Annotated in this window: 17 protein-coding genes; 4 read left to right on the top strand and 13 right to left on the bottom strand. The window is 72.5% G+C overall.

The window, feature by feature from the left end:
• Window positions 1-74: 74 nt before the first annotated feature.
• The 6 genes from der to I8D64_RS00920 form a co-directional block, all read right to left on the bottom strand.
• Window positions 75-2,387: a bifunctional cytidylate kinase/GTPase Der gene (gene der, locus I8D64_RS00945; RefSeq protein ID WP_200500643.1), complete on the bottom strand. Its 2,313-nt coding sequence runs from the start codon at window positions 2,385-2,387 to the stop codon at window positions 75-77.
• Window positions 2,388-2,406: 19 nt separating this feature from the next.
• Complete coding sequence (locus I8D64_RS00940) at window positions 2,407-3,555, bottom strand: prephenate dehydrogenase (protein WP_343068376.1); 1,149 nt, start codon at window positions 3,553-3,555, stop codon at window positions 2,407-2,409.
• Window positions 3,552-4,379, bottom strand: coding sequence for a pseudouridine synthase (locus I8D64_RS00935; protein ID WP_200500642.1), 828 nt, complete (start codon window positions 4,377-4,379; stop codon window positions 3,552-3,554). Before I8D64_RS00935 ends, I8D64_RS00940 begins: the two co-directional genes overlap by 4 nt.
• Window positions 4,379-5,251 (bottom strand): ParA family protein, encoded by an 873-nt coding sequence (locus I8D64_RS00930; protein ID WP_152353016.1) that lies wholly within the window; start codon window positions 5,249-5,251, stop codon window positions 4,379-4,381. The genes I8D64_RS00935 and I8D64_RS00930 overlap by 1 nt, the downstream gene beginning before the upstream one ends.
• Before the next feature lie 239 nt (window positions 5,252-5,490).
• Entirely contained in the window at window positions 5,491-6,468 is a 978-nt protein-coding gene (locus tag I8D64_RS00925; RefSeq protein WP_343068375.1) for a tyrosine recombinase, read from the bottom strand.
• Between the two features lie 17 nt (window positions 6,469-6,485).
• Complete coding sequence (locus I8D64_RS00920; protein ID WP_425490255.1) at window positions 6,486-7,505, bottom strand: heme o synthase; 1,020 nt, start codon at window positions 7,503-7,505, stop codon at window positions 6,486-6,488.
• A gap of 349 nt (window positions 7,506-7,854) precedes the next feature.
• Here I8D64_RS00920 and tkt point away from each other — a divergent pair, with 349 nt between their 5' ends.
• From tkt to pgl, 4 genes are all read left to right on the top strand, one after another.
• Window positions 7,855-9,954, top strand: a complete 2,100-nt coding sequence (tkt, locus tag I8D64_RS00915) for a transketolase (RefSeq protein ID WP_200500641.1) — start codon at window positions 7,855-7,857, stop codon at window positions 9,952-9,954.
• Window positions 9,955-10,129: 175 nt separating this feature from the next.
• Window positions 10,130-11,242, top strand: a complete 1,113-nt coding sequence (gene tal / locus I8D64_RS00910; protein ID WP_200500640.1) for a transaldolase — start codon at window positions 10,130-10,132, stop codon at window positions 11,240-11,242.
• Window positions 11,243-11,385: 143 nt separating this feature from the next.
• A complete protein-coding gene (gene zwf / locus I8D64_RS00905; RefSeq protein WP_200500639.1) occupies window positions 11,386-12,927 on the top strand; it encodes a glucose-6-phosphate dehydrogenase in 1,542 nt (513 codons plus the stop codon).
• Window positions 12,924-14,624: a 6-phosphogluconolactonase gene (pgl, locus tag I8D64_RS00900; protein ID WP_200500638.1), complete on the top strand. Its 1,701-nt coding sequence runs from the start codon at window positions 12,924-12,926 to the stop codon at window positions 14,622-14,624. The genes zwf and pgl overlap by 4 nt, the downstream gene beginning before the upstream one ends.
• Window positions 14,625-14,856: 232 nt before the next feature.
• Here the strand turns inward: pgl and secG are convergent, their stop codons facing one another.
• The 7 genes from secG to rapZ form a co-directional block, all read right to left on the bottom strand.
• The gene (secG, locus tag I8D64_RS00895; RefSeq protein ID WP_200500637.1) at window positions 14,857-15,105 is read right to left on the bottom strand and encodes a preprotein translocase subunit SecG; all 249 of its coding nucleotides are present in this window, start codon (window positions 15,103-15,105) and stop codon (window positions 14,857-14,859) included.
• Window positions 15,106-15,218: 113 nt separating this feature from the next.
• Entirely contained in the window at window positions 15,219-15,998 is a 780-nt protein-coding gene (gene tpiA, locus I8D64_RS00890) for a triose-phosphate isomerase (protein WP_200500636.1), read from the bottom strand.
• Window positions 15,995-17,197, bottom strand: coding sequence for a phosphoglycerate kinase (locus I8D64_RS00885; RefSeq protein ID WP_200500635.1), 1,203 nt, complete (start codon window positions 17,195-17,197; stop codon window positions 15,995-15,997). Before I8D64_RS00885 ends, tpiA begins: the two co-directional genes overlap by 4 nt.
• Window positions 17,198-17,308: 111 nt before the next feature.
• Window positions 17,309-18,313 (bottom strand): type I glyceraldehyde-3-phosphate dehydrogenase, encoded by a 1,005-nt coding sequence (gene gap / locus I8D64_RS00880; protein ID WP_200500634.1) that lies wholly within the window; start codon window positions 18,311-18,313, stop codon window positions 17,309-17,311.
• A 185-nt stretch (window positions 18,314-18,498) separates the two neighbouring features.
• The gene (whiA, locus tag I8D64_RS00875; protein ID WP_200500633.1) at window positions 18,499-19,482 is read right to left on the bottom strand and encodes a DNA-binding protein WhiA; all 984 of its coding nucleotides are present in this window, start codon (window positions 19,480-19,482) and stop codon (window positions 18,499-18,501) included.
• Window positions 19,466-20,524 carry a gluconeogenesis factor YvcK family protein gene (locus I8D64_RS00870; protein ID WP_425490254.1) on the bottom strand — a complete coding sequence of 353 codons (1,059 nt, stop codon included), beginning with the start codon at window positions 20,522-20,524 and terminating at the stop codon, window positions 19,466-19,468. Before I8D64_RS00870 ends, whiA begins: the two co-directional genes overlap by 17 nt.
• Complete coding sequence (gene rapZ, locus I8D64_RS00865) at window positions 20,521-21,456, bottom strand: RNase adapter RapZ (protein ID WP_200500632.1); 936 nt, start codon at window positions 21,454-21,456, stop codon at window positions 20,521-20,523. Before rapZ ends, I8D64_RS00870 begins: the two co-directional genes overlap by 4 nt.
• Between the last annotated feature and the right edge of the window lie 13 nt (window positions 21,457-21,469).

Below are 21,469 nucleotides of genomic sequence, written 5' to 3'. Positions count from 1 at the left end.
CAGGGCGGGTGGGGCTGGTCGGGACGGTCGGGAGGGGGCGACGGTCGACGCGGGCCGTGGTGCTCCCGTTCGGGTCAGCGGAAGCGCTTCTCGCGGATGCGCACGCCGATCTCGATCGGGGAGCCCGCGAAGCCGAAGTCCTCGCGCAGGCGGCGCTCGATGAAGCGCCGGTAGCCGTGCTCGAGGAATCCGGTCGCGAAGATGACGATCCGCGGCGGCCGGGTGCGGGCCTGCGTCGCGAAGAGGATGCGCGACTGCTTGCCGCCGCGCAGCGGGTGCGGATGCGCGGCGACGAGGGTGCCCAGGAAGGCGTTCAGGCGCGCGGTGGGGATGCGGGTGTCCCACGAGTCCAGGGCGGTGCGCAGGGCCGGCACGAGCTTCTCGGCGTGGCGTCCGGTCAGTGCCGAGATGTTCACCCGCGGCGCCCAGGCGACGTGCGCGAGGTCCTTCTCGATCTCCCACTCGAGCTGGCGGCGCCGGTCCTCGTCGATGAGGTCCCACTTGTTGAAGGCGAGCACGAGGGCGCGCCCGGACTCGAGCACCATGTCGATGATCTTGAGGTCCTGCGTGGAGATCGGCTCCGAGGCCTCGAGCAGCACCACGGCGACCTCCGCCCGGTCGAGCGCCGAGCGGGTGCGCAGGGACGCGTAGAAGTCGGCGCCCTGGGACTGCAGCACGCGGCGGCGGATGCCCGCGGTGTCCACGAAGGTCCAGACCTGTCCGCCCAGCTCGATCTTCTCGTCGACCGGATCGCGGGTCGTGCCCGCGAGATCGTCGACCACCACGCGGTTCTCCCCCGCCAGGCGGTTCAGCAGGGAGGACTTGCCGACGTTCGGGCGGCCCAGCAGGGCGACGCGCCGGGGGCCGTCGTCGGGAGCCGCCCCGCGCCCCTCCTCCGGGAGCGCTGCGAGGACGGCGTCGAGCAGATCGCCCGAGCCGCGGCCGTGGATCGCGGAGACCGGGTGCGGCTCCCCCAGGCCCAGGTTCCACAGGGCTGCGGCCTCGAGCTCGCCGCGCTCGTCGTCGACCTTGTTGGCCGCGAGGATCACGGGGCGGTCCGAGCGGCGCAGCACCTTGAGCAGCTGCTCGTCGGTGGTGGTGATGCCGACGGTCGCGTCGACCACGAAGAGGACGGCGTCGGCGAGCTCGATCGCGACCTCGGCCTGCTCGGCGACCCGGTAGGCGATGCCCTGGACCTTGTCCTCCCAGCCGCCGGTGTCGACGAGCCAGAAGTCGGTGCCCGCCCACTCGGCCGCGTAGAAGACGCGGTCGCGGGTCACGCCCGGGACGTCCTCGACCACGGCCTCGCGGCGGCCCAGGATGCGGTTCACGAGGGTCGACTTGCCGACGTTCGGGCGGCCGACCACGGCCAGGACCGGCAGGTTCTTCGCCGCACGGCCGACGGGCGCCTCCTCGATCCCCTCGCTCAGGAGGGCGAGGTCCTCGTCGTCGAGGTCGTAGTCCTCGAGACCAGCGCGCCAGGCCTCCGCGATCTCCTCGTCGGTGGGCTCGTCCCCGAGGGAGGCGACGGCGTCCGGGCCGCCCGTCCAGTGCACCTCGGGGTCGTCCTGCGCGTCCTGCGGATCGCCCTGAACGTCCCGCGGTCCGTCCTGGACGCCCGCCGCCTCCTCGTGGCGCGCGCGGGCCTCGTCCACGAGGGCCAGGACGCGCTCGATGACCTGCTCGATCGTGAGGTCGGTGGTGTCGATCGGGGTGACGCCCTCGGCGGCGGTGAGGAACTCGGAGACCGTGGAGTCGTCGCGGTCGCGGCGCAGCACCTGGTCGCGCATGCGCGCGCGGCTCTCCTCGGAGTCGTCGAGGCCGAGCTCGGCGGCGCGCCGGGCCATGCGGGCCTCGTCGCTCGCGGTGAGCAGCACGCGCACGTCGGCGTCGGGAGCCACGACGGTGGTGATGTCGCGGCCCTCGGCGGCGCAGAGGCCGCGGAGATCGGCGGTCTCCCGCAGGACCTCGCGCTGGCGACGCTGGAGGATCGGGCGCACGGCCGTGTTCGTGGCGATCGCGGAGACCTTGCCGCTGATGCCCTGGGTGCGGATCTCGGCGGTCACGTCCTGGCCGCCGACGGCGACGGTGGCCCCGGCGGGGTCGGTCCCGAGGTCCAGGTCGAGGGTCTCGGCGACGTGCGCGACGGCCTCGCGGTCCTCGAGGTCGATGTCGCCGCGGAGGCACTGCCAGGTCACGGCCCGGTACATGGCGCCGGTGTCGAGGAACCCGCCGCCGGTGACCTCGGCGACGCGACGCGCCACGGTCGACTTGCCCGAGCCGGCGGGGCCGTCGATCGCGACGGTCACGCCGCGGGGCGCGCCGGCGGGCGCTGCGTCCGACGTGACGGCGTGCTCGGATGCGGGCTGGGCTGCGGAGGACTCCATCGGATCAGGATACGGGCGCTCAGCCCTCGAGCACGCTCCATCCGCGCCGGGCGAGCTCCCTCGTGAGCAGATCCTCATGGCTCGGGATCACCGCGATGTGGGCGACGCCCACCCGCTGGCCGAGCGAGTGCTCGAGGTGGAGGTCCTCGAGGTTGACCCCGATCTGGCCGGTCTCGGTGAGCAGGCGCGCGAGCTCGCCGGGGCTGTCCGGCACCATCACCGAGACCGTCGCGAAGGCGTCGGTGCCGCTGCCGTGCTTGCCGGGGATGCGGGCGACCCCGCGGTTGCCGTCGGCGATGAGGCGCGCGAGCTCGCGGCGCGAGCCGACGGCCGGGTCCGGATCGCCCTGCATGGTGGACAGGGCGTCGGCGACGCCCGCGAGCCTCTCCTGCATGTCGCCGAGCACAGGGAGCAGGGCCCGGGCGTTCGCGCCCAGGATCTCGACCCACAGCCGCGGGTCCGAGGCGGCGATGCGCGTGGTGTCGCGCAGTCCCTGGCCGGAGAGCTCGAGGGCCTGCTCCTCGGCCTCCAGCAGGCCGGTTGCGAGCAGGCTCGCGAGCACCTGCGGGGCATGGGAGACGCGGGCGACGGCCTCGTCGTGGCGGGCCGCCTCCATCACCACGGGCAGGGAGCCGAGCTCCGTCGCGATCTGGCGGAGCCGGGCGACCGCGCCGCGTCGCGTGCCCTCGTGCGGGCAGATCACGAAGGGGCGGCCCAGGAACAGGTCGGCGCGGGCGGCGATCACTCCGGAGACCTCGCGCCCGGCCATGGGATGGGTGCCGAGGTAGCGGGAGAGGTCGTCGGCGGTGAGCTCCCCGGCGGCGGCGCGAGCGCGCAGGTCCTCGAGGACCACGCGCTTGACGCTCGCGACGTCGACGACGAGGGCCTCGGGGTGGGCCTCGAGCGCCTGGGCGACGAGGGCTGCGGCGACGTCGGGCGGGGCGGCGACGACGACGAGCGCGGGGTCGGCGTCGTCCGCACGCCGGACTCGCCCCACGCCGAGCTCGACCGCGAGCGAGGTGGTGCCCGGGGAGACGTCCTGCACGTGGACCTCGACGCCCGCGCCGCCCAGGGCGAGTCCGAGGGATCCGCCGATCAGGCCGGTGCCGATGACGAGGACCGGGCTCGGCAGCAGGGGCGCGTCGTGAGCGGCGGGCGCCTCGCTCACAGGCCGACCTCCGCCATCAGCGTGCCGAGCTCCTTCGGCTCGAGCTCGCGGGTCTGGCCGGGCGCGAGGTCCGCGAGCAGGATCGGGCCGATGCGGGTGCGCACGAGGGCCGTGAGCTCGTGGCCCTGGGAGGCGAACATCCGGCGCACGATGCGGTTGCGGCCCTCGTGGAGGGTGACCTCGACGACAGCCTCGCGCCCATCGTGGGCGACGAGCCGCGCACGATCGGCGCGGGCGGGGCCGTCCTCGAGCTCGACGCCCTCGCGCAGAGCCTTGAGCAGGCCGCGCGGGAAGGCCCCGGTGAGCGGGAAGCGGCACACGTACGTCTTCTCGACGTCGAAGCTCGGGTGGGTGAGGCGGTGGGCGAGCTCGCCGTCGTTGGTGAGCAGGAGCAGGCCCTCTGTCTCGAAGTCGAGGCGGCCCACGTGGTAGAGCCGCTCCGGGAAGCGCTCCGCGAACTCGGTGAGGTCGCGACGGCCCTCCGGGTCGGACATGGCGCTGACGACGTGGCGGGGCTTGTTCAGGGCGACGGTGCGCTTGCCCCCGTCGAGCTGGAGGCGGCGGCCGTCCACGTGCACGACCTGCCGCGCCGGGTCGATGCGCACGCCCTGCTCGAGCACGGTCTCGCCGTCGACGCTCACGCGCCCCTGCGCGATGATCGCCTCGCAGGCGCGCCGGGAGCCGAACCCCGCGCGGGCGAGGACCTTCTGCAGGCGCTCGCCGCTGGCCGGGGCGGACTCGGCGGCGGGCGCCGGCCGTCCGTCGCTGTCCCGCAGGCGGACGCTGCGCGGCGGGGTGAAGGCGCTGCGGCGGCGCTCGGCCATCAGGCGGCGCAGCCGCGCGCGACGAGCTCCCGCGCGAGCTGCCGGTAGGACTCCGCGCCCTTGGTGGAGGAGGCGAAGGAGGTGATCGGCTCCGCGGCCACGGACGCGTCGGGGAACTTCACCGTGCGATTGATGGTGGTGCGGAAGACCCGGTCCGGGAAGGCCTCGACGACCCGCTGGCTCACCTCGCGGGCGTGCAGCGTGCGCGGATCGAACATCGTGATGAGGATGCCGTCGATGTCGAGGCGGGGGTTGATGCGGTCCTGCACCTTCTCGATGGTCTCCACGAGCAGGGCGACGCCGCGCAGGGCGAAGTACTCGGCCTCGAGCGGGATGATCACACCGTGGCTGGCCGCGAGCGCGTTCACGGTGAGCAGGCCCAGCGAGGGCTGGCAGTCGATGATGATCACGTCGTACTCGTCCATCACGGGGCGCAGCACGCGGGCCAGCGCCATCTCGCGGGCGACCTCGTTGACCAGCTGGACCTCGGCCGCGGAGAGGTCGATGTTCGCCGGGAGCACGTCGAGGTCGTCGGTGCTCGTGGACTGGATGACGTCGTGGACGTCGTGGCTGCGGTCCATGAGCAGGTTGTAGACGGTGATGTCGAGCTCGTAGGGGTTCACGCCGGTGCCGGCGGAGAGCGCGCCCTGCGGGTCGAGGTCCACGAGGAGCACCTTGCGGCCCATCTCCGCGAGCGCCGCGCCGAGGTTGATGACGCTCGTGGTCTTCCCGACGCCGCCCTTCTGGTTGACCATCGAGATCACGCGCGCGGGGCCGTGGCTCTCCAGCGCCGGGGGCTCGGGGAAATCGGGCCGCGGGAGACCCGTGGGTCCCAGGTCGATGTCCAGGGTCAACTTGGAGGAGTCGCTCACGTGGTGTTCCTGTCGTCTGCTCGTCCGGGCGTCGTACTGCTGCGCTGCTGCGCCGATCCTGCCGATCGGGACCCGCTGCTCGGGTCCCGCCGCGGTGCGCGCGGCGGACGCGGGGCGGCTCCGCCGCACGTGGCGGAGCCGCGGATCGCCCCGCAAGTCTAAGCCCCATGGGTTCCCCGGGACCGCCGGTCCCGCCCGGCGGAGCCGCGACGCCGCTCCCGCGGGCGCTCGGCCCCGTCTCAGGTCCGGTCGCGGGAGCGCGGATGGGCGGCCGCGTGGGCCTCGCGCAGGGAGTCGACCGTCACCTGGGTGTAGAGCTGAGTGGTCGTGACCGAGGCGTGCCCCAGCAGCTCCTGGACCGCGCGGACGTCGGCGCCGCCGTGCAGGAGGTGGGTCGCGAAGGAGTGGCGCAGGGTGTGCGGGCCGATCGCGCCCTCGAGGTCCGCGTCGGCCGCGGCGCGCTGCACGATCTGCCAGGCCGCCTGCCGGGTGAGACGGGTGCCGCGCGAGCCCAGGAAGATCGCCGGGGTGCCCCGTCCCCGGGAGGCGAGGGAGGGCCGGGCCCGGGTGAGATACGCCTCCAGCGCCTCGAGGGCGAAGCGCCCGACGGGCACCACGCGGTGCTTGTCCCCCTTGCCGCGCAGCACCGCCGCGCGCTCGAGCGGATCGACGTCGTCGACGTCCAGGCCGATCGCCTCGGAGATGCGTGCGCCGAGCCCGTAGAGCACCTCGAGCAGGGCCCGGTCCCGCAGGGCGCGCTCGGCGGAGAGAGCACCTGTGCCGGGACGACCCGCGGCCTCGACGAGCCGGGCGGCCTCGTCGATCGTGATCGGGTGGGGCAGGGTGCGCGGACGGCTCGGGGCGGGCAGCAGCCGCGTGGGGTCGCCGGTGCTCGAGGTGCGCTCGGCGTCGAGGAAGGCGTGCAGGCCGCGGACGGCGGCCAGCGCGCGTGCGGCGCTCGAGGCCGCGAGCGCCGATCCCCCGTCGGCCCCCGAGCGGACCGTGCGCAGCCAGGCCGAGACGTCCTCCGGGGTCATCGCGTGCAGCGCCCGGTCCTCGCGGGCGAGGTGGCGCAGGTAGCGGGTGAGGTCGCGGCGGTAGGCGGCCAGCGTGTTCTCGGACAGGCCGCGCTCGACGCGCAGATGGCTCAGGTACTGCTCGAGGTCGCGGGCGTCGCCCGTGCGCACCTCGGCGGGGTCGGCGTCGGTGGCGACCACGGGCTCGGCCCAGCTGCTCAGAAGCGGACGAACGGGTCGATCGCGAGCGCCACGAACAGCAGCGTCAGGTACGTGATCGAGCCGTGGAAGACGACCATCGGGCCGAGCTTCTTCCCGGTCAGACCCTTGTGCGTGCGCACCGCGTAGCGGATGACGAGGAAGAGGAACCAGGCGCCCGAGGCCACGGCGGCGACCGCGTAGACCCAGCCGGTGTGCCCCAGCGGGATGATCGCGAGGCTCGAGGCGACCATGAGCACGCTGTGCAGCACCATCTGGTGGGCGACGTTCGTGCGGGAGCTGACCACGGGGAGCATGGGCACGCCGGCGGTCTCGTAGTCCTTGGTGAACTTCTCGGCGAGCGGCCAGTAGTGCGGCGGCGTCCAGAAGAAGATGACCAGGAACAGCAGGAACGCGGTCCAGGAGACCGTCCCCGTGACGGCCGACCAGCCGATCAGCACGGGCATGCAGCCGGCGATCCCGCCCCAGACGATGTTCTGCGAGGTCCGGCGCTTGAGGAACATCGTGTAGAAGAGGACGTACAGCAGGATCGCGGCGATCGCGAGCACGGCCGAGGCCCAGTTCACGAGCAGGCCCAGCCAGAGGGCGGAGGCGATCGACAGCACCACGCCGAAGACGACGGCCGCACGCGGGGAGACCTCACCGGTGACGATCGGACGGTTCTTCGTCCGCTTCATCTTCGCGTCGATGTCGCGGTCCAGGTACATGTTCAGCGTGTTCGCGCCGCCGGCGGCGAGGTAGCCGCCGATCATCGTCGCGAGGATCAGCAGCGGGTGCGGGAAGCCCCCGGCCGCGAGGAACATGGTGGGGATCGTCGTGATCAGCAGCAGCTCGATGATCCGCGGCTTGGTGAGCGCGACGTAGGCGCGCACGGTGCGGCCGATGCCGCGGCGGCCCGCGGGGCCCGACGGGGCCGGGGCGGTCGAGGCGGCCGGGGCCGGCTCCGACCCGGGGGTCTGCGACGTCTGCGGGGTGCGCCGGGCGGTCCCGGGAGCGGGGGTGCCGTGGGGAGCGGTCACCGTCCACCGTCCTTCCTGCTGCGACCGACGCGTCTGCGCCGAGGGGGCGAACGGGCCCGATACTACCCGGCGGGCGGCCCTGCGGACCGCCGCCGCGATGCTCGACGCGCCACACCGCGTGCCTCTCGTCACCTCGGGACATCTTCGCGACCGCCCGATCCGTTGCTCGGGACGTGAGAGTCCCTGACCTCGCATGACATGGCTCACCGGATGCGCGTCCCACGAGAAGTCGCGGCAACCCCTGGCCACGGGGCGGGGCGATAGGATCGAATAGTCGCTGAGCGGCGCGCCCCGGGACCCGGGCGACGCGAGCCGCTCCTGCAGCTCCTGACGGAAGGAAGAACAACTCGTGAGCGAATCGTTCAAGGGAATCGACGGCTGGACCGACGTGGACAAGCGCGCGATCGACACGGTGCGCACCCTCGCGGCGGACGCCGTCCAGAAGGTCGGGAACGGCCACCCGGGGACGGCGATCAGCCTCGCCCCGGCCGCTTACCTGCTGTACCAGGACATCATGCGCCACGACCCCTCGGACACCGGGTGGCTGGGCCGCGATCGCTTCGTCCTCTCCGCGGGTCACTCGAGCCTCACCCAGTACATCCAGCTCTACCTCGGCGGCTTCGGCCTCGAGCTCGAGGACATCGAGTCCCTGCGCACCTGGGGCTCGAAGACCCCGGGTCACCCCGAGGTCGGCCACACCAAGGGCGTCGAGACCACCACCGGCCCGCTCGGCCAGGGCCTCGCGACCGCCGTCGGCATGGCCATGGCCCAGCGCCGCGAGCGCGGCCTGTTCGACCCCGAGGCCCCCGCGGGCGAGAGCCCCTTCGACCGCTTCACCTTCGCGATCGCCTCCGACGGCGACATGCAGGAGGGCGTCACCAACGAGGCCTCCTCGATCGCCGGCACCCAGGAGCTGGGCAACCTCATCGTCCTCTGGGACGACAACGACATCTCGATCGAGGGTCACACCGACATCGCCTTCACCGAGGACACGGCGGCCCGCTACGAGGCGCTGGGCTGGGACGTCCACCGCGTCGACTGGACCAACGGCGGCACCCAGTACGTCGAGGACGTCGCCGCCCTCAAGGCCGCGATCGAGGACGCCAAGAAGGTCACCGACAAGCCGTCCTTCATCGCCCTGCGCACCGTCATCGCCTGGCCCGCCCCCACCAAGCAGGGCACCGGCGCCTCCCACGGCTCCGCCCTGGGCGACGAGGAGGTCGCGGGCCTCAAGAAGGCGCTCGGGCTCGATCCCGAGAAGACCTTCGACGTCCCCGCCGAGGTCCTCGACCGCACCCGCGAGCTCGTGCAGCGCGGCAAGGAGGCGCACGCCGCCTGGGACGAGAAGCTCGCGAGCTGGCGCGAGGCCAACGCGGATCGCGCCGCGCTGCTGGACCGGCTCGTCGCCGGTGACCTCCCCGACGGCTGGGCCGACGCCCTGCCCGTCTTCGAGGCCGACGCCAAGGGCCTGGCCACCCGCGCCGCATCCGGCAAGGTGCTCAACGCCCTCGCCCCCGTGCTGCCCGAGCTCTGGGGCGGCTCGGCCGACCTCGCCGGCTCGAACAACACCACCATGGACGGCGAGCCCTCCTTCATCCCCGCCGAGCGCTCCACCAAGGAGTTCTCGGGCGACGAGTACGGCCGCACGCTGCACTTCGGCATCCGCGAGCACGCCATGGGCGCGATCCTCTCCGGGATCAACCTCGACGAGCTGACCCGCGCCTACGGCGGCACGTTCCTGCAGTTCTCGGACTACATGCGCGGCGCCGTGCGCCTCTCGGCCCTGATGGGCGTGGACAACATCTACGTGTGGACCCACGATTCCATCGGCCTGGGCGAGGACGGCCCCACCCACCAGCCGGTCGAGCACCTCGCCGCGCTGCGCGCCATCCCGGGACTGGACGTCGTCCGCCCGGCCGACGCCAACGAGACGGCCGCCGCCTGGAAGGCGACGATCGAGCGCCGCGAGCGCCCGATCGGCCTGATCCTCTCCCGCCAGGCCCTGCCGACGCTGGACCGCGGCGAGTACGCGAGCGCCGACGGCGTCGCCCGGGGCGGCTACGTCCTCAAGGACGCCGGCAGCGGCGAGCCCGAGGTCATCCTCATCGCCACCGGCTCCGAGGTGCAGTACGCCGTCGAGGCGCAGAAGCAGCTCGAGGAGGCCGGCACGCCGACCCGCGTGGTCTCCATGCCGTCCGTCGAGTGGTTCGAGGACCAGGACGAGGCCTACCGCGAGTCGGTCCTCCCCCGCGGCGTCCGCGCCCGGGTGAGCGTCGAGGCGGGCATCGCCCAGTCCTGGTTCAAGTACCTGGGCGACGCGGGCCGCGCCGTCAGCCTCGAGCACTACGGCGCCTCCGCGGACGCGGCCACGCTCTTCCGAGAGTACGGCTTCACGGCCGACGCGGTGGTGGCCGCCGCGAAGGAATCCATCGAGGCCGCACGCAGCTGATCCGCCGACGGGGGCGGGACCCCAGAGGTCCCGCCCCCTCTTCTCGCCGTGCCCGCGCGGGAGCCCGCCGTCGGCCCTCGGGCCCCGGACCTGCCCCGCGCATCCACGACGACCGTCCGTCTCCGACTCCCCATGATCTGATCGGCGCCGCGCGCGCCGAGGAAGGATTCCCCTCATGACCCAGAACACCCGCACCCAGGCCCTCTCCGACGCCGGCGTGTCGATCTGGCTGGACGACCTCTCCCGCGGCCGCCTGACCTCCGGCAACCTCCAGGAGCTCGTGGACACGAAGAACATCGTGGGCGTCACCACCAACCCCTCGATCTTCCAGGCCGCGATCTCCGGCGCCCAGGACTACGACGCTGACATCGCCGAGCTCGCGAAGGCCGGCAAGGACGTCGACGCGGTCGTCGAGAAGCTCACGACCGACGACGTGCGCGCCGCCTCGGACCTCTTCGCCCCGGTCGCCGAGGCCACCGAGGGCCAGGACGGCCGCGTCTCGATCGAGGTCGACCCGCGCCTGGCGCACGAGACCGAGAAGACGATCGCGCAGGCCCACCACCTCAGCGAGGTCGTCGACCGCAGCAACGTGATGATCAAGATCCCCGCCACCAAGGAGGGCCTGCCGGCCATCACCGAGGTGATCGGCGCTGGCATCAGCGTCAACGTGACGCTCATCTTCTCCGTGGACCGCTACCGCGAGGTCATCGACGCCTACCTGGCGGGCCTCGAGAAGGCCGACGCCGCCGGCATCGACCTCTCGACCATCCGCTCGGTCGGCTCCTTCTTCGTCTCGCGCTTCGACACCGAGATCGACGCGCGCCTCGAGAAGCTGGGCGGGGACGCCCTGGAGCTGCGCGGCAAGGCCGGCGTGGCGAACGCCCGCGTGGCCTTCGGCGTGTACCTCGAGAAGTTCTCCTCGGAGCGCTTCGAGAAGCTCGCCGCGAAGGGCGCCCACGTGCAGCGCGCGCTGTGGGCCTCCACCGGGGTGAAGAACCCCGAGTACGCCGACACCATGTACGTCGACCAGCTGGTCGCCTCCCCCACCGTGAACACGATGCCGGAGAAGACGCTCGACGCGGTCGCCGACCACTCCGAGCCCGGGAAGGCGCTGGACGCGGAGGCCGCGCAGGCCTCGGCCGCGGACCTCGAGAAGATCTCCGCCGCGGGCGTCGACCTCGACGACGTCTACGCCGTCCTCGAGCGCGAGGGCGTCGAGAAGTTCGAGAAGGCCTGGAACGAGCTGCTCGAGACCGTCGCGGCGCAGATCGCCTCGGCCTCGGCCTGACCCCACCCCGCCGCCTCCCCTCCCCCGTCCGCTCCTGAGCGCCGCCCGCGACGCCGCGCGGAGAGGAGGGGCCGCGGCCCTCACTCCATCGAGCACACGGCGGAGCCGCCCCCGACGGGTCGGCTCCGCCACGTGCCGGAAGGATGATCGTGAACACGACCCCCACTCCGCGCAATCCGCTGCGCGATCCCCGTGATCGGCGTCTGCCGCTGATCGCGGGGCCGAGCTCGATGGTGATGTTCGGCGTCACCGGAGACCTCGCCCGCAAGAAGCTCCTTCCCGCGATCTACGACCTGGCCCACCGGGGTCTGCTGCCGCCGAGCTTCGGCCTGGTCGGCTACGGCCGCCGCGACTGGAGCCATGACGACTTCGCCGACTACGTGCGCACGTCCGTGACCGAGCACGCCCGCACCGAGTTCGACGAGTCGACCTTCGAGCAGCTGCGCGGCGGTCTGCGCTTCGTCACCGGCACCTTCGACGACACGGCCGCCTTCCAGAAGCTCACCGAGGTCGTCGAGGAGCTGGACCGCACCCGCGGCACGGGCGGCAACCACGCCTTCTACCTCTCGATCCCGCCGGACGCGTTCCCGCAGGTCTGCTCGCAGCTGGCGAACTCGGGACTGAACACCCCGCGGGACGGCTCCTGGCGGCGAGTGGTCATCGAGAAGCCCTTCGGGCACGACCTGGCCTCCGCGAAGGAGCTCAACGACGTCGTGGAGAAGGTCTTCCGCCCGGAGGACGTCTTCCGCATCGACCACTACCTGGGCAAGGAGACGGTCCAGAACATCCTCGCGTTCCGCTTCGCGAACCAGATGTTCGAGCCGATCTGGAACGCCAACTATGTGGACCACGTGCAGATCACGATGGCCGAGGACATCGGCATCGGCTCGCGTGCGGGCTACTACGACGGCATCGGCACCGCGCGCGACGTCATCCAGAACCACCTCCTGCAGCTGCTCGCGCTGACCGCGATGGAGGAGCCCATCTCCTTCGACGCGAAGGAGCTGCGCACGGAGAAGGAGAAGGTCCTGGAGGCCATCTCCCTGCCCGAGGACCTCTCCCTGCACACCGCCCGCGGACAGTACGTCGCGGGTCTGCAGGGCGGCGAGGAGGTCAAGGGGTACCTCGAGGAGGACGGCATCCCCGCCGACTCCACGACCGAGACGTTCGCCGCGATGCGCCTGGACGTGAACACCCGCCGCTGGGCGGGCGTCCCGTTCTACCTGCGCGCGGGCAAGCGCCTGGGCCGCCGCGTCACCGAGATCGCCGTGGTCTTCAAGTCCGCGCCGTTCCTGCCGTTCTCCTCCACGGACACCGCGGATCTCGGCCAGAACGCGATCGTGATCCGCGTCCAGCCCGACGAGGGCGTGACCATGCGGTTCGGCTCCAAGGTCCCCGGCACCCAGATGGAGGTGCGGGACGTGAACATGGACTTCCAGTACGGGTCCTCGTTCACCGAGGAATCGCCCGAGGCCTACGAGCGGCTGATCCTGGACATGCTCCTGGGAGACCCGCCGCTGTTCCCGCGCCAGCGGGAGGTCGAGCTGTCCTGGGAGATCCTCGACCCGATCACCGACTACTGGGCGAAGAACCTTCCGCCCGCTCCGTACCGCCCCGGCACCTGGGGCCCGGAGACCGCCAACGAGATGCTCACGCGCGACGGACGCGCCTGGAGGCGACCGTGATCACCACCCTGAACGACACCACCGCATCCGCCGTCGACAAGAAGATGACGCAGATGCGCGAGACCTTCGGCGCGACCACCGTGGGCAGCGTGCTCACGCTGATCATCGTCGCGACCGGGGAGGACATCGATCAGCCCCTGCAGGCCGCCGTGCAGGCCAGCCACGAGCACCCCTCGCGGGTCATCGTGGTCGATGCCGACACCGACGCCGAGACCGGACTGGACGCGGAGATCCGCGTGGGCCGCGACGCGGGAGCCGGCGAGATCGTCATCCTCCGCGCCCGCGGCGAGGTCATGTCCAGCCTGGACACGCTCATCACCCCGCTGCTGCTTCCCGACGCCCCGATCGTCACCTGGTGGCCCGAGGACGCTCCCTCGTCCCCGGTCCACGACGTCCTGGGGTCGATCTCCCAGCGCCGCATCACCGACGCAGCCTCCTCGAGCGACCCCGACGCGACGCTCAAGCGCCTGCGCCGCGGCTACTCCAGCGGCGACTCCGACCTCTCCTGGGCCCGCATCACCCGCTGGCGCGGACTGGCCGCCACGGCCTACGAGACCCCGCCGATCTCCCTCCCGCGCAGCGTGAGCGTCGCCGGACCCGCGGGCGATCCCTCGGTGCGCCTGCTGGCCGCGTGGCTCGCCCTCGAGCTCGGGCTCGAGGTCGACATCGAGACCGTCGACGGCTGCCCCGCCGGCCCCCAGTCCCTCGTCTTCGAGCGCGAGGACGGGACCGTGGCCCTGCGCCGCGGCGACGGCGACAGCGTCATCATCTCCCTGCCCGGCGACCAGGAGGACCAGCGCGTCCCCGTGCCCGCCAGCTCCCTCTACGAGCTGCTCGCCGAGGAGCTGCGCCGCCTCGATCCCGACGAGGTCTACGGCGAGGTCCTCGCCCACGCCTTCTCCAAGGTCGAGGACGCCTCCACCTTCGCGAAGGGCAAGCCGGAGCCGACGGACGCCGTCTCGGAGTCCCTCGAGGCCGCCGCCGTGCGCGCCGCCGACGACGTGGCCTCCCGCCTCGCCGAGGCGATCTCCGCACGCGGAGAGGCGCACCTCGTGGTCACCGGCGGCACCATCGGCACCGCCACCGCCGATGCCCTTCCCATCGCCTTCGTCGAGCACGAGGTCGACCCGGCCGCCGTGCACGTGTGGTGGGGCGACGAGCGCTTCGTCGACGCCGACTCGGAGGACCGCAACGACCAGGCGGTGCGCGTCGGCTTCCTCGAGAAGATCGCCTTCGCGCCCGGCAAGGTGCATCCGGTCCCCTCGACCTCGAGCGGCATGTCCCTGGACGAGGCCGCCGCCTGGTACGGCCAGGAGCTGGACCGCGCGGGCGGCGACCGTCCGTTCCGCACCCGCGGCGAGGCGTTCTTCGACGTGCTGCTGCTGGGCGTCGGCCCCGACGGCCACGTGGCCTCGCTGTTCCCGCGCCATCCGGCGCAGCAGCTCGACGGCGCGAGCGCCGTGGCCGTGGTCGACTCCCCCAAGCCGCCGCCGCTGCGGGTGTCGCTGACCTGGCCCGTGCTGAACTCCTCCCGCCACGTGGGCCTGCTCGCCGCCGGCGAGGAGAAGGCCGAGGCGGTCGCGCGCGCCCACGAGGGCATCGACCCGTGGGAGGTCCCGGCCTCCTCGGTGCGCGGGCTCGAGTCCACCACCTGGTACCTCGACGAGTCCTCGGCGACGGGCCTGCGGAAGGGCTGACGAGCAGGCCGCACCGGGACGACCGCCCGGAGCACCGAGAGGGCCCGACCGCGCACGTGGCGCGGTCGGGCCCTCTCTCTGTGCGCTGTCCCGCTGTGTGACCCGCTGTGCGACGGCGAGCCTCATCGCCTCGTCGGGCACCCTGTCCCTCCGGGAATGCGAGAGGCCGGGAGGATCGCATCCTCCCGGCCTCTCGGACGGCTGACTCATGCGCGCGCCGCGCGCCGGAGCATCACATGAAGCGCTCGAGCACTCCCAGACCCACGGCCGCGGCGCCGAAGACGACGGCGAGGGTGACCGTGAGGCGGTCGAGGTTGCGCTCGGCGACGCCGGAGGCGCTCGCGGACGAGGACACGCCGCCGCCGAACATGTCGGACAGGCCGCCGCCCTTGCCGCGGTGCAGCAGCACCAGCAGGATCACTGCGATGCCGGTGATCGCCAGCACGATCTGCAGGATCAGCTTGAGCAGGTTGAGGTCCACGGACACTCCTCACGGGACGTTGGAACTGCGCCAGGATACGACACGGGGCGGATCCGTCGCCGGACCCGCCCCGCCGGATGTGAGCCGTTCGGCTCCTCGTCCGGTCGTGCCGCTCAGGCGTCCTGGTAGCGGACGATCTTGGCGAACTCGTCGGCCTTCAGCGAGGCCCCGCCCACGAGGGCGCCGTCGACATCGGGCTTCGTCATCAGCTCGGCGACGTTCGAGGACTTCACGGAGCCGCCGTAGAGGACGCGCACGGCGTCGGCCGCGGCCTCGCCGTGGGCAGTGCGCACCCAGTCGCGGATCGCTCCGCAGACCTCCTGGGCGTCATCCGGGGTCGCGACCTCGCCGGTGCCGATCGCCCAGACCGGCTCGTAGGCGACGACGAGGGAGCCGACCTGTGCGGCGTCGACGCCCTCGAGGCCGCCCTCGAGCTGCGCGAGCGTGTACTCGACCTGCGTGCCCGCCTTCCGCTCCTCGAGCGGCTCGCCGACGCAGAGGATGGGGGTCAGACCGCCGCCGAGGGCCGCCTTCACCTTGGCGTTGGTGATCTGCTCGGTCTCACCGTGGTACTGGCGGCGCTCGGAGTGGCCGATGGTCGCGTAGGTCGCGCCGAGGGCCGTGAGCATGGAGGCCGAGACCTCTCCGGTGAAGGCGCCGGACTCGTGCTCCGACACGTCCTGGGACCCGTAGGAGATCGGGAGCTTCCCGGCGTCCACGGCCGTCTGCACGGTGCGCAGGTCCACGAACGGGGGCAGCACGGCCGCCTCGACGGCGGAGGTGTCCAGGCCCTTGAGGGCGTCGCCCAGATCCTCGACGAGGGACAGGCCCTGCTTCCAGTCGAGGTTCATCTTCCAGTTGCCCGCCATCAGCGGGGTGCGGGTGGTGCTCATGCGTGGTCCTCCTCCAGGACGGCGATGCCCGGCAGCTCCTTGCCCTCGATCAGCTCGAGGCTCGCACCGCCGCCGGTCGAGATGTGCGAGAACGCGGACTCGTCGAAGCCCAGGGTGCGGACGGCGGCCGCGGAGTCGCCGCCGCCGATCACGGTGAAGCCGTCGGCGTCGGCGAGGGCAGTCGCGACGTCCTTCGTGCCCCGTGCGAAGGTCTCGAACTCGAAGACCCCCATCGGGCCGTTCCAGAAGATCGTGCGCGCATCGGCGATCTTCTCCGCGAACAGCTCCGCGGTCCTCGGGCCGATGTCCATGCCCTCCTGGTCGGCGGGGATCTGGTCGGCGGGGACCGTCGTCGGCTCCGCGTCGGCCGAGAACTCCCGGGCGACGACCGTGTCCACGGGCAGCACGAGCTCGACGCCGTTGCGCTGCGCCGTCTCGAGGTACTCGCGCACGGTGTCGACGCGCTCGGCGTCCAGCAGGGACTTGCCGATCTCATGGCCCTGGGCCTTGAGGAAGGTGTACGCCATGCCGCCGCCGATGAGAATCCGATCGGCCTTGGTCAGCAGGTTCTCGATGACGCCGAGCTTGTCGGCGATCTTGGCGCCGCCGAGGATCACGACGAAGGGGCGCTCCGGGTCGTCGGTCACCTTGCGCAGGGCCTCGACCTCGCTGGTCACGAGCTCGCCCGCGGCCGAGGGCAGAATCTGCGCGAGCTCGTACACGGAGGCCTGCTTGCGATGGACGACGCCGAAGCCGTCGGAGACGAAGGCGTCGCCGAGCGCGGCGATCTGCTCGGCGAAGGCGCGGCGCTCGGCCTCGTCCTTCGCGGTCTCCCCCGGGTTGAAGCGGAGGTTCTCGAGGATCGCGACCTGGCCATCGGCGAGGGCGTCCACGGTCTGCCGGGCGCTGTCGCCCACGGTGTCGGTCGCGAAGGCGACGTCGGCGCCGAGGAGCTCGGACAGCCGCCCGACGACGGGGCGCAGCGAGTACTTCTCCTCGGGCACGCCCTTGGGGCGGCCGAGGTGGGAGATCACGACGACGCGCGCACCGGCGCCTGTGAGCGTCGAGATCGTGGGCAGGGCGGCGCGGATGCGGCCGTCGTCGGTGATCGTGGTGCCGTCCAGCGGCACGTTGAGGTCGGCGCGGACGATGACCCGCTTGCCGCGCAGGTCGCCGAGCGACGCGATGGTCTTCAGCACGGGGTGGCTCCTAGTGTCGAGGGGTGCGTGCGACGGAGCCCGCCCGGGCCGCGCCTCGCAGGGGCGGCGCCGGACGGGCTCCGTCGGACCCGTTCTCCGTGAGGGAGAGGGTCAGAGGCTCTTGCCGACGAGCGAGGTGAGCTCGACGAGGCGGTTGGAGAAGCCCCACTCGTTGTCGTACCAGGTGAAGACCTTGACGAGGTTGCCGTTCACCTTGGTGAGCTGGCTGTCGAAGATCGAGGAGTGCGGATCGTGCTCGATGTCCTTGGAGACGATCGGGTCCTCGGTGTACCGCAGAATGCCCTTGAGCGGGCCCTCGGCGGCCTTCTTCACCGCGGCGTTGATCTCCTCGGCGGTGACCTCGCGGGAGGCCTCGAAGGTGAGGTCCGTGATCGAGCCGGTGGGGACCGGCACGCGCAGCGAGTAGCCGTCGAGCTTGCCCTTGAGCTCGGGCAGCACGAGCGCGACGGCCTTGGCGGCGCCGGTCGTGGTGGGCACAATGTTCAGAGCGGCGGCGCGGGCGCGGCGCGGATCCTTGTGGGGGCCGTCCTGCAGGACCTGGTCCGAGGTGTAGGCGTGGACCGTGGTCATGAGGCCCTTGACGATGCCGAACTCGTCGTTCAGCACCTTGGCCACGGGGGCGAGGCTGTTGGTGGTGCAAGAGGCGTTCGAGACGATGTCGTGCTTCGCCGGGTCGTAGTCGCCCTCGTTCACACCGATGACGAAGGTCGCGTCCTCGTTCTTCGCGGGAGCGGAGATGATGACCTTCTTCGCACCGCCCTCGAGGTGGGCCTTGGCCTTCTCGGCGTCGGTGAAGATTCCGGTGGACTCGATGACGACGTCCGCGCCGATCTCGCCCCACGGGATGTTCTTCGGGTCGCGCTCGGCGAAGGCCTTGAAGGTGAGGTCGCCGACGGTGATGGAGTCGTCGTCGTGGCTGACCTCGTAGGGCAGCACGCCGCCGATGGAGTCGTACTTGATGAGGTTGGCGAGCGTCGCGTTGTCCGTCAGATCGTTGACGCCCACGACCTCGATGTCGGCACCCTGCTCGAGGGCGGCGCGCAGGAAGTTGCGCCCGATGCGACCGAATCCGTTGATTCCGACCTTAGTGGTCACGGTTCCTCCTTGGATCGCAGCCCAGGAGGCTGCGGGGATGTGTGTCGCGCACGCCCTCGTACGCTCGGACGACCGCGGCGCCTCCCGGGAACCCGAGACGACGATCACGACCGCGGATCAGTCTATCAATGCACTGGGTCACGTCGGAACGGGTCCGCTCCCTGGACCGCAGCGCGGCTCCCGGCTCAGGAGCGCGCGTCCTCGCCGCCCTCGTTGACCTCGTCGGTGCCGGGGACGCCGAGCTCCTCGGCGCGCTTGTCGGCCATCGCGAGCAGGCGGCGGATGCGACCGGCGACCGCGTCCTTGGTCATCGGCGGATCGGCGTGGCGGCCGAGCTCCTCGAGGCTCGCCTGACGGTGCTCGACGCGCAGGCGTCCGGCCTCGCGCAGGTGCTCGGGGACCTCGTCGCCCAGGATCTCCAGCGCGCGCTCCACGCGCTGCCCCGCGGCGACCGCGGCCCGCGCCGAGCGACGCAGGTTGGCGTCGTCGAAGTTCGCCAGGCGGTGGGCGGTCGCGCGGACCTCGCGGCGCGTGCGCCGCTCCTCCCACACCAGGACGGTCTGATGGGCGCCCATGCGCGTGAGCAGGGCGGCGATCGCGTCGCCGTCGCGCAGCACCACGCGGTCGCCGCCGCGGACCTCGCGGGCCTTCGAGGCGATGCCCAGGCGCCGGGCGGCGCCCACCATCGCGAGCGCGACCTCGGGCCCCGGGCAGCCGAGCTCGAGCGCGGAGCTGCGGCCCGGCTCGGTGAGGGAGCCGCGGGCGAGGAACGCGCCGCGCCAGGCAGCCTCGGCGTCCACCGCGGCGCCGCCGACGACGGCCGGCGGCATCCCGCGCACGGGACGGCCGCGGGCGTCCAGCAGGCCCGTCTGGCGGGCGAGCACCGCGCCGTCGCCGTGCACGCGCACGATGTACGTCGTCGAGCGCCGGATCCCCGACGGTGCGAGCACCGCGATATCGCTGCCGTGCCCGTAGACGTCGGCGATGATCGCGCGCAGCCGCCGCGCGGTCGCGGTGCTGTCCACCTCGGCCTCGATCACCACGCGCCCGCCCTGCAGATGCAGGCCGCCGGCGAAGCGCAGCATCGCCGCGGCCTCCGCCTTCCGGGCCGACGGGCGCGCCACGTCGATCCGCGACAGCTCCTCCTTGGCGTCAGCGGTCAATGCCATGCTGAGTCCCCTCTTCCTCGTCCTGCGTCCCCTCGACATCCCCGTACACGCCGTCGAACACGTCGCGGTAGGCGGCGGCGAGCCGCACGGGGTCGTGGACCGGCACCCCGCCGCCCACGCTCACCTGCCTCAGCAGGGTACGTATTCCTCGTGTGCGCGCGAACTCCGCGAGCTCCACCGCGTCCTCGAGGGCCGTCGGGTCGGCGATCACGGTGTCGAAGCTCGTCTCGGGCGCGCTGTCCAGCAGCACGCGCAGCAGGTCCGTGCTGCGCATCCCCTCGATCTCCTCGCCCCCCGAGGAGAGGTTCATGACCACGCAGCGGTGGGCGCGGGTGGTGCGCAGGGCCTCCGCGATCTCGGGGATCTGCAGGTGCGGCAGCACCGAGGTGTACCAGGAGCCGGGGCCGACGATCACCCAGTCGGCCTCCGCGATCGCGCGCAGCACCTCCTCGGGCACCCGGGGCCGCTCCGGGATCAGCCGCATCGACTCGACCCGCCCGGGGACCTTCGCGACCTGCGCCTGGCCGCGCACCGTGCCGCGGGTGCCGTCCGCGAAGGCCACCTGCGCCTCGATGTCCAGGGGGTCCAGCGCCATGGGCAGGACGCGCCCGCGGGCGCCGAGCAGCTCGCCGATCCGGTCCAGGCCCGCGATCGGGTCCTCGAGGATCTGCCACATGGCCACGATCATGAGGTTCCCGAGGGCGTGGCCGTCGAGGTCGCCGTCGGTGACGAAGCGGTGCTGGACGGCGTCGTGCCAGAAGGCGCCCCAGTCGGAGTCCTCGCACAGCGCCGCGAGCGCCATCCGCAGGTCCCCGGGGGGCAGCACGGGCAGCTCGGCGCGGATGCGCCCCGAGGAGCCGCCGTCGTCCGCGACCGTGACCACGGCCGTGATGTCGTCGACCAGCAGGCGCAGGGACCGCAGGTTCGCGGCGAGCCCGTGGCCGCCGCCGAGGGCGACCGCGCGGCGCGGCGAGGACAGGGCGCGGCGGGGGCCGCTGCGCGAACCGCGTCGCAGGTGCGGGGGCAGTCCGGCGGCGGTCACTCGCGCCCCAGATCCCGGTGGCGCACGCGCACCGCGAAGCCCGCCTGGCGCAGGTCCTCCCCGATCTTCTCCGCCATCGCGACCGAGCGGTGCTTGCCGCCCGTGCAGCCGATCGCGATCGTCGTGAAGTGCTTGTTCTCCGCCGAGTAACCGCGCAGCACGGGACGGATCATGTCGAGGTAGCGGGCGGCGAACTCGGCGCCGTTGGGGTCGGCGAGCACGAACTCGGCGACCGCCGGATCGGTGCCGCGCTGGGAGCGCAGCTCGGGCACCCAGTACGGGTTGGGGATGAAGCGGACGTCGCTGACGTGATCGGCCTCGATCGGGATCCCGTACTTGAAGCCGAAGGACATGACGTTCACGGTGAGCGCCTGCTCGCTGTGCGAGCCGAAGGTGGTGCGCATCTTCATCGTCAGCTGGTGCACGTTCAGCGGGGACGTGTCGATCGCGACGTCGGCGAGGCGCCGGTAGGGCGCGAGCATCTCCCGCTCGCGGCGGATGCCCTCGAGCACGCCCTCCTCCCCCTGCAGCGGGTGGGGGCGGCGCACGGAGTCGAAGCGGCGCACGAGCGTGTGCTCGTCGGCGGTGAGGAAGACCAGCCGCACCCGCATCTCGGAGGCGCGCATCTGCTCGATCACCTGGGACAGCTCGGAGAAGAACGGGCCGGAGCGGGGGTCGACGACCACGGCGAAGCGGGTCTCGCGGCCCTCGGCCTGCTGCTGGAGCTCGTAGAGGCGCGGGATCAGCTGCGGCGCGATGTTGTAGACGACGTACCAGCCCAGGTCCTCGAGGGCGTGGGCGGCCGTCTCGCGCCCCGCGCCTGCGAGGCCCGTGATGATCACGACGTCGCCCGGCGGCGCCGCCCGATCGGGCTCCGGCTCCGGCGCGCCCTCGGCGGGCGCGGACTCCGGGACGCTGCTGTCCTGCGACATGGATGCTGCTCCT

The sequence above is a fragment of the Brachybacterium halotolerans genome, from assembly GCF_016623465.1.
Taxonomy (GTDB): Bacteria; Actinomycetota; Actinomycetes; order Actinomycetales; family Dermabacteraceae; genus Brachybacterium; species Brachybacterium halotolerans.
This window is presented reverse-complemented; position numbering and strand designations above follow the sequence as displayed.

Coding starts and splice junctions, on each gene's coding strand:
- tal (WP_200500640.1), top strand. CDS start 10,130: ATGACCCAGAACACCCGCACCCAGGCCCTCTCCGACGCCGGCGTGTCG.
- whiA (WP_200500633.1), bottom strand. CDS start 19,482: ATGGCATTGACCGCTGACGCCAAGGAGGAGCTGTCGCGGATCGACGTG.
- tpiA (WP_200500636.1), bottom strand. CDS start 15,998: ATGAGCACCACCCGCACCCCGCTGATGGCGGGCAACTGGAAGATGAAC.
- rapZ (WP_200500632.1), bottom strand. CDS start 21,456: ATGTCGCAGGACAGCAGCGTCCCGGAGTCCGCGCCCGCCGAGGGCGCG.
- I8D64_RS00935 (WP_200500642.1), bottom strand. CDS start 4,379: ATGGCCGAGCGCCGCCGCAGCGCCTTCACCCCGCCGCGCAGCGTCCGC.
- zwf (WP_200500639.1), top strand. CDS start 11,386: ATGATCGTGAACACGACCCCCACTCCGCGCAATCCGCTGCGCGATCCC.
- der (WP_200500643.1), bottom strand. CDS start 2,387: ATGGAGTCCTCCGCAGCCCAGCCCGCATCCGAGCACGCCGTCACGTCG.